General features: G+C 46.8%; 17 protein-coding genes and 1 other annotated feature. Of the genes, 12 read left to right on the plus strand and 5 right to left on the minus strand.

What is annotated here, in order from left to right; all coding sequences use genetic code 11:
• Positions 1-175: 175 nt before the first annotated feature.
• The 5 genes from ACRRS1_RS12695 to ACRRS1_RS12715 all read right to left on the minus strand — a co-directional run bounded on the left by ACRRS1_RS12695 (position 176) and on the right by ACRRS1_RS12715 (position 4,368).
• Positions 176-1,009, minus strand: coding sequence for an alpha/beta fold hydrolase (locus ACRRS1_RS12695; protein WP_432452806.1), 834 nt, complete (start codon positions 1,007-1,009; stop codon positions 176-178).
• A 20-nt stretch (positions 1,010-1,029) separates the two neighbouring features.
• Positions 1,030-1,293: a hypothetical protein gene (locus ACRRS1_RS12700; protein ID WP_432452805.1), complete on the minus strand. Its 264-nt coding sequence runs from the start codon at positions 1,291-1,293 to the stop codon at positions 1,030-1,032.
• A gap of 17 nt (positions 1,294-1,310) precedes the next feature.
• Complete coding sequence (gene tsaB / locus ACRRS1_RS12705; RefSeq protein ID WP_432467682.1) at positions 1,311-2,000, minus strand: tRNA (adenosine(37)-N6)-threonylcarbamoyltransferase complex dimerization subunit type 1 TsaB; 690 nt, start codon at positions 1,998-2,000, stop codon at positions 1,311-1,313.
• Complete coding sequence (locus tag ACRRS1_RS12710; protein ID WP_432467681.1) at positions 1,997-3,913, minus strand: ATP-dependent DNA helicase; 1,917 nt, start codon at positions 3,911-3,913, stop codon at positions 1,997-1,999. Before ACRRS1_RS12710 ends, tsaB begins: the two co-directional genes overlap by 4 nt.
• Before the next feature lie 242 nt (positions 3,914-4,155).
• A complete protein-coding gene (locus ACRRS1_RS12715) occupies positions 4,156-4,368 on the minus strand; it encodes a hypothetical protein (protein ID WP_432467680.1) in 213 nt (70 codons plus the stop codon).
• A 188-nt stretch (positions 4,369-4,556) separates the two neighbouring features.
• Positions 4,557-4,683: a sequence feature (His leader region), on the plus strand.
• A 21-nt stretch (positions 4,684-4,704) separates the two neighbouring features.
• On the opposite strand from ACRRS1_RS12715, the gene hisG reads away from it, so the two are divergent.
• From hisG to ACRRS1_RS12775, 12 genes are all read left to right on the plus strand, one after another.
• Positions 4,705-5,604 carry an ATP phosphoribosyltransferase gene (hisG, locus tag ACRRS1_RS12720; protein WP_432452801.1) on the plus strand — a complete coding sequence of 300 codons (900 nt, stop codon included), beginning with the start codon at positions 4,705-4,707 and terminating at the stop codon, positions 5,602-5,604.
• A gap of 5 nt (positions 5,605-5,609) precedes the next feature.
• Positions 5,610-6,896 carry a histidinol dehydrogenase gene (gene hisD / locus ACRRS1_RS12725; protein WP_432467679.1) on the plus strand — a complete coding sequence of 429 codons (1,287 nt, stop codon included), beginning with the start codon at positions 5,610-5,612 and terminating at the stop codon, positions 6,894-6,896.
• A 1-nt stretch (position 6,897) separates the two neighbouring features.
• Entirely contained in the window at positions 6,898-7,956 is a 1,059-nt protein-coding gene (gene hisC / locus ACRRS1_RS12730; protein ID WP_432467677.1) for a histidinol-phosphate transaminase, read from the plus strand.
• 48 nt (positions 7,957-8,004) lie between these two features.
• The gene (gene hisB / locus ACRRS1_RS12735; protein WP_432468980.1) at positions 8,005-9,033 is read left to right on the plus strand and encodes a bifunctional histidinol-phosphatase/imidazoleglycerol-phosphate dehydratase HisB; all 1,029 of its coding nucleotides are present in this window, start codon (positions 8,005-8,007) and stop codon (positions 9,031-9,033) included.
• A gap of 14 nt (positions 9,034-9,047) precedes the next feature.
• Positions 9,048-9,656: an imidazole glycerol phosphate synthase subunit HisH gene (gene hisH, locus ACRRS1_RS12740; protein ID WP_432467675.1), complete on the plus strand. Its 609-nt coding sequence runs from the start codon at positions 9,048-9,050 to the stop codon at positions 9,654-9,656.
• Between the two features lies 1 nt (position 9,657).
• Entirely contained in the window at positions 9,658-10,410 is a 753-nt protein-coding gene (hisA, locus tag ACRRS1_RS12745) for a 1-(5-phosphoribosyl)-5-[(5-phosphoribosylamino)methylideneamino]imidazole-4-carboxamide isomerase (RefSeq protein WP_432452797.1), read from the plus strand.
• A complete protein-coding gene (gene hisF / locus ACRRS1_RS12750; RefSeq protein WP_432452796.1) occupies positions 10,400-11,173 on the plus strand; it encodes an imidazole glycerol phosphate synthase subunit HisF in 774 nt (257 codons plus the stop codon). Before hisA ends, hisF begins: the two co-directional genes overlap by 11 nt.
• On the plus strand, positions 11,170-11,787 hold the full coding sequence (hisIE, locus tag ACRRS1_RS12755; RefSeq protein WP_432467673.1) for a bifunctional phosphoribosyl-AMP cyclohydrolase/phosphoribosyl-ATP diphosphatase HisIE: 618 nt from the start codon (positions 11,170-11,172) through the stop codon (positions 11,785-11,787). The genes hisF and hisIE overlap by 4 nt, the downstream gene beginning before the upstream one ends.
• A 949-nt stretch (positions 11,788-12,736) precedes the next feature.
• Positions 12,737-13,078 (plus strand): zinc ribbon domain-containing protein YjdM, encoded by a 342-nt coding sequence (locus tag ACRRS1_RS12760; RefSeq protein WP_432463350.1) that lies wholly within the window; start codon positions 12,737-12,739, stop codon positions 13,076-13,078.
• Between the two features lie 222 nt (positions 13,079-13,300).
• Positions 13,301-13,921: a GDSL-type esterase/lipase family protein gene (locus ACRRS1_RS12765; protein ID WP_432467672.1), complete on the plus strand. Its 621-nt coding sequence runs from the start codon at positions 13,301-13,303 to the stop codon at positions 13,919-13,921.
• A 155-nt stretch (positions 13,922-14,076) separates the two neighbouring features.
• Positions 14,077-14,622 (plus strand): phosphodiesterase, encoded by a 546-nt coding sequence (gene yfcE / locus ACRRS1_RS12770; protein ID WP_432452792.1) that lies wholly within the window; start codon positions 14,077-14,079, stop codon positions 14,620-14,622.
• 110 nt (positions 14,623-14,732) lie between these two features.
• Positions 14,733-15,317 carry a TetR/AcrR family transcriptional regulator gene (locus ACRRS1_RS12775; RefSeq protein WP_432467671.1) on the plus strand — a complete coding sequence of 195 codons (585 nt, stop codon included), beginning with the start codon at positions 14,733-14,735 and terminating at the stop codon, positions 15,315-15,317.
• The last annotated feature ends 42 nt before the right edge of the window (positions 15,318-15,359 follow it).

Below are 15,359 nucleotides of genomic sequence, written 5' to 3' on the forward strand. Positions count from 1 at the left end.
TATTCCATTAATTATAATTTGCCAATTTGGCTTATTGTGAATTTAATAATGCACTGACTCAACGAGCCGATTAGAGTCGACGCGCCAAATTTCAAACGATTGTTTCACGGCAACCTTGGAATAACAATATTTTAACAATATGGAGATAAATTTAGATCGAAAACAGTGAAGCAGTTCAAACAATCGTTTGAATATAGTTGTTCATCAATGCTGCGCAAGCCGCAGAGTTTTGCATATGTAAATGATGGCCGCCGACCAATTCAACTATAGATAATTGGCTAAACCAAGTTTGTCGCTGACGGATAAATTCGGCGCTCAGCAAAGGATGTTCTTGTGCCGCAATCAACAAACAGGGTCGTTGAATTGACTGACAAATTTGTTTTGCTTGCGACTCACTAAAGCGCAGGGGAGAGCTCAATTTCAGCTTGGGATCATGTCGCCAATACCATAAACCCTGGCTCTGCTTGGTGGCTCGGGTAACTAACAGCCGACTATTTTCCTGACTCAAACCATTGCTTCTTGACCGCAATCTAATCGCCTGATTTAAGTCAGTAAACCCCCTGACCGACATCGGTCGATGGCGTTCACGAATAGCGTCAGTCAGATGAGTCGTCGTATTTGAGATCGGCAAACTCAAAGGCCCCAAGCCGTCTATCGCAATCAGTGCCAGTAAACCTTCCCCAAAAGCGGCAGCATAAGTACTCGCCACCAAAGCACCTAAAGAATGGCCCACCAAGATGATAGGCTTGTTTAAATTCAATTCGCTTAAAGCGCTAAATAGATCATCCACATAGTCAACAAAATGATAGTGACCTTGGCGATGTGGTGAGTGACCATGGCCGGGGAAATCAAGAGCAATACAATGATAATCAGGGAGCGACTGGAGCAGAGGAATAAAACTGGCGGCATTGTCCATCCAGCCATGAAGCATCACCAAGCAAAATGGGCTATCTGCGGTTTGCTCAAGGTAACAAAGCTGGCTTATTGGTAACTGGGATTCAATCAACATGCTGACGGGTATGTACTAGGCTAAGCGAACAAATCGATGCCAAACATCTCATTCACTTGCTGACGTTTGAGTTGATTCGCGACATCCTGATAATGAGACACAGCGTGATCAGCACTGCCTTGAGCATGCTCATAACGTAGTTTTTCAACGCTTTGTTCATCCATTCCCGCCCAAGGTACCACGCCTTTAGTGGCTTTCGTTGCCACACTGAGTTCGGTGCCCGCGACTCGTTGCTGAGTTTTCGATTGCTGCGGTATGGGCTGGCCAAGGCCCTGTATTTTCACGCTCATCGTCCTTTTGTTTAAACTCTACCGGGAAGCTTCTGCCAAGTGACTTTATCGCGAAGATAAACCGGTTCGGCTTTCTCTGCACTCACAAGGCAGCGATTGGCAAATGCCCACTGCGCATATACAAGCATATCTCGTGCCGAAGGGTAAAGTACTGAATCGAGTCGCTCTGCGCCAGAAAATTGACCCGATAATAAAGTTTGATAAGTTTGCCAGCCGGTTCCAACAGCGGCTCCCGGTGTATCGCTCGACGTCATTAACTCAGGCTTAATCACCTGCTCTTCTCCTGCTAACACCATTAAACCATCGCTGAGTTGGTATTGGCCCCAATAAATTTCCCCCATACGCGCATCAATAGCAGCATAACAAGTTTGAGACTGATGTTGCTGATAAGCGGCTTGCGCCATCGCCTGTAAAGTGGAGACCGCGATCATCGGCTTATCGGCACCAAAGGCTAAGCCCTGCGCCGTAGCGGCACCAATGCGTACTCCCGTAAAACTGCCTGGACCACGACCAAAGGCAATAGCATCAAGCTGTTTCAGGCTCGCGCCAGCCGCTGCTAATATTTGCTCGACAAAAGGCAAAATCTTTTGTGTGTGATCTCGAGGGCTGTATTCTTGCTGACTATAAATTTGTCCCTGCCATTGCAAGGCGACGGAACAATTTTCAGTCGATGTATCTAAAGCGAGTATATTTGCTGTCATGTTTCCTCAGCGTTATTTTTTACAAATTCTAAAACTTTTGACAGTTCTCTGGTTCGGGGCATAGCCGGTAGGCTGCTAATAAACAAGGCACCATAATCACGGTTTACCAAGCGATTATCGCAGATAATCACCACGCCATGATCCGCTTGGGTACGTATCAATCGCCCCACGCCTTGTTTAAGGCTTATCACGGCTTGCGGCAAATATACCTGACGAAAAGGATCTCCGCCACGTAAACGACAATCCTCACTTTTCGCTTTCAATAAAGGATCATCGGGAGCTGCAAACGGTAGTTTATCGATAATGACACAAGACAGTGCCTTGCCTGGAACGTCAACCCCTTCCCAGAAAGTGCTAGTGGCAACCAACACCGCGTGGCCATCGGTGACAAATTGGCTAAGCAACTCTTGTTTACCAGCCTCGCCCTGCACCAATACCAATAATTCGGTACGCTGACGTAGCTCCGTCGCAACCTTTTGGATCATCCGATGACTGGTACACAAGAAGAAACATCGGCCTTGATTGGCTTCTATCACTGGCGCTAATTGATCTAACATTAGCTGTTCTGAATTATGTTGTTTGGTTTCGGGAAGATAACGAGGCACACATAATAAGGCCTGCTTCTGATAATCAAAGGGGCTATCCAATAACATACTCTCTGCATCGCTCAAGCCCATTTGAGTTTGAAAATGCTCAAAGTTACCATCAACAGCCAGCGTTGCAGAGGTAAAGATCCAGGCCGCTTCGCGTTGTTTAACTTCATTCATAAAACGTTCAGCAATATTGAGCGGGGTAATGTTTAAGGTAAAATGTAAGCGAGACGTTTCGTACCAATAGCTATAGCCCGTTTTATCGACGTCCATCACCTTCTCAAATAACAAACGCATTCTCGCTAAACGCTCAAAGCAACTATCCGCAAGCTCACAACGAGACAGCGCTAACTTTAACACTTGATAAACAAAATCCATGTCTTCATGCAAATGACGCATCATTTCAGCAAAGCGGCTTTGTTTAGCCAATGGACGCCACTCGCCTCTATCACGCAAGCCTTCGAAGGCTAGTCGGCACTCTCGAATGCGTTGTTCCAACTTCTTAGCCGCTTTGGACAACTGCGCCATGTCACGCAATTCGGTTTTATAGCTCAGCTCGATGTCTTTGCATAAATCTAAGATCTGCCGACTGGAAAAATGCTGACCAAAATAGCTGGCTGCAATATCAGGCAGCTGATGTGCTTCATCGAAGATAAAGGCATCGGCTTCAGGGATCAATTCACCAAATCCGGTTTCTTTTACCACCATATCGGCAAAAAACAAATGATGATTCACCACCACTAAATCTGCTTCTAGTGCTCGATTTCGTGCCTTCACTAAATAACAGTCTTTATAAGATGGGCAATCACGGCCAAGACAATTATCATTGCTGCTGGTAATCAGAGGAAATACATCGGAGCGCTCAGCAACCGGACCTAAATCACCAATATCTCCAGATTCACTGCCCTGCGCCCAGCGCTTAATTTTCACTAACTCGGCCAAGGTTTGGCGATCTTGACCGCTACTGTAGTGCGAAAAGCTATTTAGCCGTTCAATGCACAAGTAATTGGAACGTCCTTTTAATAAAGCCACTGATTTAGCGTAAGCCAAAGCCTTTTGCATTTTTGGTAAGTCTTTATTAAACAGCTGGTCTTGTAAGGCTTTGCTTCCGGTGCTGATGACTATTTTTTTGCCGCTGTCCATCGCCGGAACTAAATAAGCGTAGGTTTTACCAGTGCCGGTCCCCGCTTCAACCAACAGACTGGTGCGTTGCTTAATCGTTGCAGAAACAGATTCAGCCATTTGCTGCTGTTGGGGACGAGGTGAAAACCCTGGGATGGCTTGAGAGAGCTGTCCGTCGTTGGCAAAGTAGTGCTGTTTCAATCTAAATTCCGGTAGGCAATAGTCGCCGCAACTATACCAGCCCACAAACCCTAGACCAAACCTTGAGACAAAAATGTTAGTCAAGGAGACAGCTTCGGACTATTTTTACTGCCCAAATCCCTTAACGTTTACACCGCGATAACAGAGCATGGCCGCAAGCAATATCCAATAAAACCGTATACGCTAGGTCGCCGTAAGTCGAATTGAGCTGAATAAAAATCACACTCGTAGCTAAGCCGTCTCTAAACAAACAGATCAATATCATGCTGTTCATCCTCGTCAGGTTTTTTCTTATGTTGACTTGGCTCGGCTTGGGATTTAGGCCGAACTTGGATGTCGTTATGGGCCGATAACTTGCTTTTCTTTTCCACCTTCGTGGTACGCAATGGTGGCTTTTGGCCATCAGGCTTCGCCAGCGGCCTTGGCAAAATGGGTAAAATCGCATCTTGGCTCACGATCGTTCTCCTATAGACGCTCTCCACCTAATTATCGGCTATTTTTTGCACAACTTGAACTGTTTAGCAAAAACTGCGGAAAAAAGGTTGCAATTTAGCGCTAGCTTGGTAACTTTATGGGCAGAATTTGCCACAAAGGCAAACTAACGTTGACAGGAACGTAACATGATTTTTAACCAAATGAAGCATCACCACCACCATCATCCAGAGTAAGCTTCAGGCGGTTATCTGCTGGGAGCTTATGAATAGCTTCCGGTGGTAGAATATAAAATATTGTAAACCCCCGGAAGGTAATCCTCCCGGGGGTTTTTTAGTTTTATAATTAGGGACATAAACATGACAGAGCAAAAACGACTACGCATCGCCATCCAAAAATCCGGACGCTTAAGCGATGATTCTCAGGCACTATTAAGAAGCTGCGGGATGAAGATCAACCTTCGTCAACAACGCCTGATTGCCCACTCTGAAAACATGCCCGTCGACTTGTTACGGGTTCGTGATGACGATATTCCGGGCTTAGTCATGGATGGCGTGGTCGATTTTGGCATCGTGGGGGAAAACGTACTTGAAGAAGAAACCATGCTACGTAGTGCTAAAGATGAGCCTACCGACTGCGAAGTATTAAAACGTTTAGACTTTGGCGATTGCCGTTTCTCCATCGCAGTGGCTGAAGAATTTGACTACACTGGCCCACAATGCCTGGCCAATAAACGCATCGCTACCAGCTACCCTGGGATCTTAAAACGCTACTTAGACCAACAAGGCGTCCCCTTCTCAACTTGTATGTTAGCCGGCTCTGTTGAAGTTGCCACTCGTGCAGGACTCGCCGATGCCATCTGTGACTTAGTCTCAACTGGTGCCACTCTTGAAGCCAATGGCTTAAAAGAAGTCGAAGTGATTTACCGCTCTCAAGCCGTACTAATTAAGTCTAAAAACAAACTCAGTGACGAACACCAAACACTATTAGACAAGCTATTACTGCGCATGCAAGGCACCATGGAAGCCAAAGAAAGCAAATACATCATGTTGCATGCACCGAAGACCCATCTCGAACAAATCGTTGACCTACTGCCAGGCAGCGAGCATCCCACCGTATTAGCCTTAGCCGGCGATGAAGAGAAGGTGGCACTCCATGTGGTCAGTACCGAGAATTTATTCTGGGAAACCATGGAGAAGTTAAAAGCCTTAGGAGCGAGCTCTATTTTAGTCATGCCAATCGAGAAAATGTTGAGATAAAAGCCATGCAAACGGTCATTTGGAATCGCTTAACTACCGAACAACAGCAACAAGTCTTATCGCGGCCAGCGGTCAATAGCTCGCAAGATACTGCCGCGATTGTCAGCGACGTGATCAATACTGTGCGTCGCCAAGGTGACCAAGCGTTAATTGCGCTTGCCACTAAGTTTGACAAGACCACGCTGTCGCAAGTTCGTGTGAGCCAGCAACAAATCGATGCTGCTGGAGATAATTTAAGTACAGAGTTTAAAAGCGCCGTCGCCCAAGCGAAGGCCAATATCGAAGTATTTCACCAAGCACAGAAGCCGCAAGGCTTTAGTCTGGAAACCCAAGCAGGGGTGCGCTGCGAAATGCACTACGCCGCCATTGCTCAAGTCGGTTTGTATGTTCCGGGCGGCACCGCGCCACTGCCCTCTACGGTATTAATGTTGGCCATTCCAGCCCAAATAGCTGGTTGTAAAAAGGTAGTGCTCTGCTCACCGCCGCCGATTGCACCAGAAATTCTATACACCGCCAAACTGTGTGGTGTTGACGAAATCTATTCAGCTGGCGGCGCACAAGCGATTGCCGCGATGGCCTATGGCACCGAGAGCGTGGCTAAGGTCGACAAAATTTTTGGCCCCGGCAATGCCTTTGTGACTCAAGCCAAGCAACAAGTAAATACCGACCACGCCGGCGCCGCCATCGACATGCCCGCTGGCCCCTCGGAAGTATTGGTGATTGCTGACGAACAAGCGAACCCCGCTTTTGTTGCCGCCGACTTACTGTCACAAGCAGAGCACGGGCCCGATTCGCAAGTTATTTTTGTGACCACCGCTGAGGCGCAAGCGGCGGCAGTGAATCAAGAGTTAACACGTCAACTTAGCTTGCTCAGTCGAACTAATATTGCCGATCAAGCCTTATCGCACAGCACTGCGATTGTGGTCGACGATTTACAACAAGCGGTTCAAGTGAATAATCTTTATGGCCCCGAGCACCTGATTGTACAGACCGAGCAAGCTCGCCAGCTATTACCCCAGTTAGAAAATGCCGGCAGCATCTTCTTGGGTGAGTGGACGCCAGAATCGGTGGGTGACTATGCCAGTGGCACCAATCACACCTTGCCAACCTACGGTTATACCCGGACTTATTCAAGCTTAGGTACCTTAGATTTTATGAAGCGCTTCACTGTTCAAGAATTAACTCAACAAGGCTTAAAAGACTTAAGCGCCGCTGTCGTACCGATTGCCGACGCTGAGGGGCTCGATGCCCACCGCCGCGCCGTCACTATCCGTTTAGGTGAGGAGCAATAATATGTCAGTCTCATTATTAGCCCGCAAGAAAATTCAGGCGCTGGTTCCCTATCAAAGTGCACGTCGCATTGGTGGCAGCGGTGAAGTCTGGCTCAACGCCAACGAAAGCCCAGAGGTAAGTGATTTTAACTACGACGGTGACCAGCTCAATCGTTACCCAGAGTTTCAACCAGCAGCGCTGATTAACGGCTATGCCGCTTATGCCGGGGTTTCGCAATCACAAGTGTTGGCCAGTCGCGGTGCCGATGAAGCCATTGAAGTGCTGATCCGGGCCTTTTGTGAGCCAAACCAAGACAGCGTAGTCATTTGTAGCCCAACCTATGGCATGTATTCAGTGAGTGCCGAAACCATCGGGGTTGAGGTAAAAACCGTCGAATTAGATAGTGATTTTAACCCTGACTATAGCGCTTTGGCAGCAATAGACAGCAAAATCATCTTTCTATGTGCCCCCAATAATCCGACCGGTTCTATGTTAGACCACGCCAAACTCAGTAAGGTGTTAGAGGCACAACGCGATAAAGCACTGGTGGTGGTTGATGAAGCCTACATTGAGTTTTGCGCAGAACAAAGTGTGCAGGGTTTACTGACCGACTTCGACAACTTAGTGATTACCCGTACCTTGTCAAAAGCCTTTGCCTTGGCTGGCCTGCGTTGTGGATTTACCCTCGCCAATGCAGAAGTGATTGAAGTGATGAGTAAGGTGATTGCACCCTATCCTATCGCCCGCCCAGTGGCCGAAATTGCAGCCAAAGCCCTGACTACCGATGGGCTAAAAATCATGCGCGAGCGAGTAGCATCCTTGAACACGATCCGCAGTCAAGCCGTGGATGAATTAAGCAGACTGAAGATTGTAAAACAAATTTTCCCTGCCACTGGCAACTACATTTTGATCCGTTTTGACGACTCTGCCCGCATCTTTAAAGCACTGGGCGAGCAAGGCATTGTACTGCGAGACTTTGCCAACAAACCGCGTTTAGACAATTGTATTCGAATGAGTATTGGTAACCAGCAAGAAGTGTCAATTACACTGAAAGCGATTCAAGGATTGGAGCGAAGCTAAGTGAGCCAGGTAAAACAAAAAATCTTATTCATCGACCGCGATGGCACCATGATCGACGAACCCATCACCGACAAGCAGGTTGATAGCGTAGAGAAAGTAAAACTGGAGCCTCAAGTGATCCCGGTATTACTCAAGTTACAAGCCAACGGCTATCGCTTGGTCATGGTGACCAATCAGGATGGCCTAGGCACCGACAGCTTTCCAGAAGCTGATTTTCACCTCGCGCAAAACTACATGATGGACATTTTCGAGTCGCAGGGGATCCAATTTGATGCAGTACTGGTTTGTCCGCACTTTGACGCCGACAACTGTAGCTGTCGCAAACCCAAACTCGGCTTGGTCAAAGACTACCTGAAAAGCGGCGTGATTGACTTTGCCAACTCCTACGTGATTGGCGACCGCCATACCGATATGCAGCTGGCCGAAAATATGGGGCTGGACGGTCTGCAGTATCAAAGGGACGGCTTAAACTGGCCCACTATTGAAAAGCAGCTCACCCAACAGGGCCGTAAAGCCAGCGTTGAGCGCAATACCAAAGAAACCCAAATTAGCATTGCCGTCGACCTGGACAATGCCGGTGGCAGCCAAATTGATACCGGCCTTGGTTTTTTCGACCACATGCTCGATCAAATCGCCACCCACGCCGGCTTCCAGCTCAATTGTAAGGTCATCGGCGATTATCACATCGATGACCATCACAGCGTAGAAGACACCGCAATCGCACTGGGCCAGGCTTTAAAAGTCGCCTTAGGCGACAAGCGGGGAATTGGCCGCTTTGGTTTTGTGTTGCCCATGGATGAGTGTTTAGCCCAATGCGCCTTAGATTTAAGTGGACGAGCGCATTTGGAATTTAAAGCCGATTTTCCACGTGCCGCGATTGGTGACTTTGCCACCGAAATGGTGCCACATTTTTTCCGCTCACTGAGTGATGCAATGGCCTGTACTCTGCATCTGGAAACCACCGGAAAGAATACCCATCACATGGTTGAAGCGCTGTTTAAAGTATTTGGGCGGGCGCTAGGCCAAGCCATTGTTAAATCTGGTGATGCATTGCCAAGTAGCAAAGGCACCTTATAGGTTAAGGAACAACAATGAATGTAATTATTGATACCGGATGTGCCAACCTTTCATCGGTAAAGTTTGCCGTAGAACGCTTGGGATTTCCGGTCACGGTCAGCCGTGACCCTCAGGTGATTCTTGCCGCAGACAAGCTGTTTCTACCCGGTGTAGGTACCGCCACCGAAGCCATGAAAAACTTAGCCGATCGAGAGCTGATTGACTTAGTCAAACAAGTGAAAAAGCCACTTCTAGGGATTTGTTTAGGCATGCAAATGCTGGCCGAATTCTCCATTGAAGGCGGTGCGAAAGAAGCGCTGGAACCCGTTCCCTGTTTAGGCCTGGTACCCGGCACCGTAAGCTTAATGAAGCCTAACGCAGGCCAACGCTTGCCACACATGGGTTGGAACCAAATTCAGCCTAAATCTGGTCATCCGCTGTTTAAAGACATTGAAGCCGGCAGTTACTTCTACTTTGTACACAGCTACGCCTTGCCCGTTAACAATGCCACCATTGCCCAGTGCGATTATGGTAACGCCTTTACTGCTGCAGTAAACAAAGACAACTTTTACGGTGTGCAATTTCACCCAGAGCGCAGCGGTCAGGCCGGTGCGCAATTAATTAAAAACTTCTTGGAGATGTAACATGATCATTCCTGCTTTAGATCTCATCGACGGAAAGATTGTGCGTTTGTTCCAAGGAGATTACGCGCAAAAAACCATTTATGGGGACGACCCGCAAGCCCAGTTTTCGGACTACCACAGCCAAGGCGCTGATTGGTTACACCTAGTCGACTTAGATGGTGCTAAAGATACCAGCGCTCGCCAACTCGACGTAATCGCTCAGCTACTTAAAAACACCCCCGCAAAAATTCAGATTGGTGGCGGTGTACGCAGTGAGCAAGACGTAAAAGACTTACTCGATGCGGGCGCAGAACGAGTAGTGATCGGCTCCACTGCCGTTAAACAGCCACAAGTTGTGGCGCAGTGGATGGAAAAATACGGCGCCGAGCACATTGTGCTAGCACTAGACATTAACATCGACGCGCAGGGCAACAAAGTGGTCGCGGTATCGGGCTGGCAAGAAGACAGCGGCGTGACCATTGAAGAGTTAGTGGCAATTTACGCCCCGGTGGGCCTGAAACACGTCTTATGTACCGACATTTCTAAAGACGGTACTCTCGAGGGTTCAAACGTCAGTTTATACCGCGAGTTATGTGCTCAGTATCCAGATATTCAGTGGCAAAGTTCTGGTGGCATTGGCAACTTAGATGACATAGCAGCCTTAACCGACACGGGTGTTGCTGGTGTAATTGTTGGCCGAGCGCTGTTAGAAGGCAAGTTTACCGTAAAACAAGCCATCGCTTGTTGGCAGCAAGGAGGCAATAATGCTCGCTAAACGAATAATTCCCTGCCTAGACGTCAAAGACGGCATGGTGGTTAAAGGCGTGAAATTTCGAAACCACGAAATTATTGGCGACATCGTGCCACTGGCGAAACGTTACGCTGAAGAAGGCGCCGACGAACTGGTGTTTTACGATATTACCGCCAGCTCTGATCAGCGGGTGGTGGATAAAAGCTGGGTCAGCCGTGTTGCCGAAGTGATCGACATTCCCTTTTGTGTCGCCGGCGGTATTAAAACCATCGAAGACGCCAACCGCACCTTGCAAAACGGTGCCGACAAGATCTCGATTAACTCCCCTGCTTTAGCCGATCCAAGTTTAATTACTAAACTGGCCGACAAATTTGGCGTGCAGTGCATCGTGGTCGGTATCGATTCTTACTACTGCGAAGAAACCCAACAATACCAAGTGAAACAATTTACTGGCGATGAAAAACGCACCGTGACCACCACCTGGAACACCTTTGATTGGGTGAAAGAAGTGCAAGCTCGTGGCGCTGGCGAAATTGTACTCAATGTCATGAACCAAGATGGGGTGCGCCAAGGTTACGATTTAGAACAACTCAGCCGAGTGCGTGAGATTTGTCATGTACCCTTAATCGCCTCTGGCGGAGCCGGCGAAATGCAGCATTTTAAAGACGCCTTTAAAATTTCCGACGTCGATGGCGCACTCGCCGCCAGCGTATTTCATAAAAGCATTATTGATATTGGCGAACTCAAGCAATATCTCAAACAACAACAGGTGGCAATTCGACTATGAGCCAATTTGAACAGTTAAACCAACAAATCGATTGGGACAAAGTTGAAGGCTTGATCCCTGCCGTGGTACAAAACGACCACAGTGGTCAAGTTTTGATGCTCGGCTATATGAATTCAGATGCGCTAGCAAAAACCCTTGAAAGCAAACAGGTCACTTTCTTTAGTCGCAGCAAACAGCGACTGTGGACCAAAGGGGAAACCTCAGGCAATGTACTTAAGCTAAAAAGCATCAGTCTAGACTGTGACCAAGACACTCTACTGGTGGCAGTAGAGCCGATTGGCCCCACCTGTCACAAAGGAACCCAAAGCTGTTTTGACGGTCACAACGAGCCGAAGCTTACCTTTATTGCCCAACTGCAAGCGGTATTGGCCGAACGGAAGTTAGCCGACCCAGAACAAAGCTACACCGCGAGCCTATTTGCTCGCGGCACCAAACGGATTTGCCAAAAAGTCGGTGAAGAAGGCGTAGAAGTTGCGCTAGCGGCCATGGCCAACGATCGCGAAGAACTGATCAACGAAAGCTCTGATTTACTCTATCACTTGCTGGTATTGCTAGAAAAACAAGAAGTCGGTTTTGATGAAGTCGTGGCTTGTTTACAGGCTAGGCATAAGTAACTTTTTTATGACTTAACCTTAAGAAGCCTCTATTAAAGAGGCTTTTTTGTTTCACTTGATTGCTCATCAAATCAGACTTTACGAGTTAAATACCCAATATTTAATCTTCTAAAAATAGCGATAACAACTACTTAGTAGACTATATCCAGAACCACAATTGATTAATCACGATGAAATAGTAAATTGCCGCTGAAAGATACAAAACCAGAGATGAAAAATTGTAATGCCATGCTAATTTTATATCTTTACTGCGCGCATGGCGCTTAACCGCTCATCAACTAAGGGATGCTTTTAGCTCTTTATTTACAATCACTATAGCGTAAGTGATAATGCGAGCACCGTAAGCTTTATCCCGTGTTGCTGGTCCGCAGCCTTGCTCCACGAGCTTATGGTCCAAATAGCGAACACTCATTTTTCTAAAGACTCTCGTCGCTATCTCCCAGTTTAAAAATAAAGAACATTGTTATCGAGGCGAGAGAATTTAAATTAATCATGATTGTTTATTCTATGAGGTGATTAAGCTAATACCAAGTCATACGCTTCCGTTGCTAGTGACCGTCCTATCACATCTCCGGTAACTGCTGCAAAGTAACCCACGGTTAAGCCAATACCAATAGCCACTAGCCACTACCCAGCCAACAGATGTAGCGAACATCGCAATCTCCAATAATGATGATGTTACAGTTAAGCCTGCTGCTATGGTAATAATCCCATTTTTAACCACAACAAAATTAGGCAACTTAGCCATTGTAATTGGAATACTCAAAGGGATATGACCGATCAGATATTAACGACTATACCTTGGTTGGCCTGTTTAACTAGCTGACTGACGCAATTTTCCCTATAATAGCCCCACAAAATACGGCTACTAGTCGCCTAAAGCCAACTTTGGCTTAGGTATAACTGTTTCAAAAAGCCACCCTAAATTGAAGACTAAAGAGAACTTACCATGAGCGATATCCCTCCTTGCCCTAAATGTGAATCAGCCTATGTTTACCAAGATGGTTCACTACTTATTTGCCCAGAGTGCGCGCATGAGTGGAACCCAAACGAAGTAACAGTGGACCCTGATGCCATTGTATTAAAAGACGCGGTAGGTAACCTATTGGCTGAAGACGACAAAGTGACCTTGATTAAAGATCTAAAAGTGAAAGGCTCTTCTTTAGTATTAAAAGTAGGCACCAAAGCGGTGATTAAGCGCTTTGTGGATGCAGACCACGACATCGACTGTAAAGTAGATGGCCACGGCAGCATGATGCTGAAGTCAAAGTTCGTGCGAAAACAAAGCTAAGAAATTGAATCACCAAGGTTAAAAAAACCTGCATAAGCAGGTTTTTTTATCTCTGAACTATCCGACATAATGCCAAAAAGTCGATTTAGATCAATATGCTAGCAAGCTCATGTGGCTAGAGTAATCACCAAGTTTCCGCCGATGAGACCTTGTCTAGCCGATGCAGCAACCACGCAAGATGGTTTATACATCACGGTAAAAAAATAGCTTGGTAAAATGATAATGATTAAAGTCCTTTGCTTCGGCGACTCCAATACTTGGGGCTACTCACCTAAGAATGGTCAACGCCTCCCCCTTCACGCGCGCTGGCCAGGTGTATTAGGCAACTTACTCGGTGACAATTTCCAGGTAATTGAGGAAGGTCAGCCCGGCCGCACCAGCTACCGAAATGCCACTGAATTTGGCTTACAGCGCGGAATTGAAGCGCTGTTAGAGAAAGTCTCTCAGCAACAACCACAGTGGCTGGTGATGATGCTAGGCACCAATGACCTATACCCAGCCTTTGAGCTAAGCGCTGAGCAAGTTGCCGCAGATCTGCAGCGTATGATTGTTGAATTACGAACGCATTGCCTAAGCCTGCAGATTGCCGCTCCATATGTATTCGTGCTAGCGCCACCCACGGTCAATAACAACGGTAATTTTGCGAAGTACTTTCGGGGTGCGAGTGAAAAGTCCAAGCAGCTAGCAAAGCATTATCAAGTCGTGGCCAAATCACTTGAGTGTGGATTCTTAGATGTAGGAAAACTGGTAATGGTTGATCCTCAAGATGGGGTTCACCTGAACGGCGCTGAGCATCGAGTGCTGGCAAGTGCTGTGGCCGACAAATTGCGGCAATTGATATAGTAGCGACCTCTTACCACTTAGCAGTACAGCATAAGTCAATGGCTGCCGAACAGACTCATTTGCGCTAAAATCATTGACGTTTTATGGTCAAGCAAGGCCCTTATTTTGTTTTCCTAAACACGATATTATTGAGGTTTAGGTTGGAAGGAAGATTTATGCTATTTGTATGTTCCGATATTCATGGCGACCATCAAGCTTTACAGCTCACCCTAGCCGCTTTTGAGCGCAGTGGCGCTTCGCATTTTATCTGTTTGGGGGATGTACTCAATCACGGACCGCGTAATCCGCTCCCCGAGCACTATGCGCCTTTGGCGGTAGCAGCAGATTTAAACAAAATTGCGGAACGTATTATTGCAGTACGTGGTAATTGTGACAGCGAGGTCGACCAAGCCCTGTGTGATTTCCCCTTGTTAGCCGACTATAACCAGTTAGTACTCGGTAAGCGTAAGGTGTTTCTTTGCCATGGCCACCAGTACGGACCAAACAAGCTGCCGCCTTTGGCTGAAGGCGACCTACTCGTAAGCGGCCATAGCCATATTCCACAAGCGAGCCAAGAAGGCTCTCATTTTGTGCTTAACCCAGGTTCTGTTTCCATGCCGCGCCAAGATTGGCAGGCCAGTTATGCACTAATCACCGAGCAGCAATTGCTCGTTTGCAGCTTAATTGATAACAAGCCCCTAATCACTTGCAACTTGAACTAGGGCAATTGGGCGTAGAATAAAAAATACCTCTTGTATCCATAAGGGCTCGTATTACACTGAGCGGCACACAACAATGGCTTGATAACTGGTTCAAATAGATTGGGAAGTAGATGGATAAAAAATTAACCTCAAGACAGCAAAAAAGCCTTATCACCAAGAAAAAACTCTATAACAGTGCCTTAGCTTTAATGAATGACTCGAATATCGAAGACATTACCATCAGTCATATTTGTTCGAGTGCAGGGGTCTCGGTAGGCTCCTTTTATAAGCATTTCGCCACCAAAACCGATATTTTTGTCGAAATGTATGATCAAGCGGATGTTTTTTTCGAAGAAAAGTATACCGTTCAGAAGACGACTAGCACCACCAAAGAGGCTATTCTTGAGTACTTTGAAACCTACGCTCAATACCATCTGAAAGTCGGTTTACAGACCGTAAAACAACTCTATACCTGCAATAATAAGCTCTTCATTATGAAAGGCCGCAATATGCAAAAGTTTCTGACCTTGATCATCCAACAAGGACAAAAAAACCATCAGATTGACGAAACGACAAGCGCTGAAAGATTAACAGAGTATCTTTTCATTTCGGCACGCGGACTCATTTACAACTGGTGCCTTCATGATGGTCATCTGGACTTATCAGCTGAAATGAACATTTATATGCAGCGCTTATTAAAGTCGATTGCTGCTTAAAATGCGACAAATTGGCCACCTTTATTTTGCTTATAAAGGTGG

This window comes from Agarivorans sp. Z349TD_8 (assembly GCF_050870825.2).
In the GTDB taxonomy this organism is placed as follows: domain Bacteria; phylum Pseudomonadota; class Gammaproteobacteria; order Enterobacterales; family Celerinatantimonadaceae; genus Agarivorans.

Coding starts and splice junctions, on each gene's coding strand:
- ACRRS1_RS12775 (WP_432467671.1), top strand. CDS start 14,733: ATGGATAAAAAATTAACCTCAAGACAGCAAAAAAGCCTTATCACCAAG.
- hisH (WP_432467675.1), top strand. CDS start 9,048: ATGAATGTAATTATTGATACCGGATGTGCCAACCTTTCATCGGTAAAG.
- hisF (WP_432452796.1), top strand. CDS start 10,400: ATGCTCGCTAAACGAATAATTCCCTGCCTAGACGTCAAAGACGGCATG.
- ACRRS1_RS12765 (WP_432467672.1), top strand. CDS start 13,301: ATGATTAAAGTCCTTTGCTTCGGCGACTCCAATACTTGGGGCTACTCA.
- ACRRS1_RS12760 (WP_432463350.1), top strand. CDS start 12,737: ATGAGCGATATCCCTCCTTGCCCTAAATGTGAATCAGCCTATGTTTAC.
- yfcE (WP_432452792.1), top strand. CDS start 14,077: ATGCTATTTGTATGTTCCGATATTCATGGCGACCATCAAGCTTTACAG.
- hisC (WP_432467677.1), top strand. CDS start 6,898: ATGTCAGTCTCATTATTAGCCCGCAAGAAAATTCAGGCGCTGGTTCCC.
- ACRRS1_RS12695 (WP_432452806.1), bottom strand. CDS start 1,009: ATGTTGATTGAATCCCAGTTACCAATAAGCCAGCTTTGTTACCTTGAG.
- hisA (WP_432452797.1), top strand. CDS start 9,658: ATGATCATTCCTGCTTTAGATCTCATCGACGGAAAGATTGTGCGTTTG.
- hisB (WP_432468980.1), top strand. CDS start 8,005: ATGATCGACGAACCCATCACCGACAAGCAGGTTGATAGCGTAGAGAAA.
- hisD (WP_432467679.1), top strand. CDS start 5,610: ATGCAAACGGTCATTTGGAATCGCTTAACTACCGAACAACAGCAACAA.
- tsaB (WP_432467682.1), bottom strand. CDS start 2,000: ATGACAGCAAATATACTCGCTTTAGATACATCGACTGAAAATTGTTCC.
- hisIE (WP_432467673.1), top strand. CDS start 11,170: ATGAGCCAATTTGAACAGTTAAACCAACAAATCGATTGGGACAAAGTT.
- hisG (WP_432452801.1), top strand. CDS start 4,705: ATGACAGAGCAAAAACGACTACGCATCGCCATCCAAAAATCCGGACGC.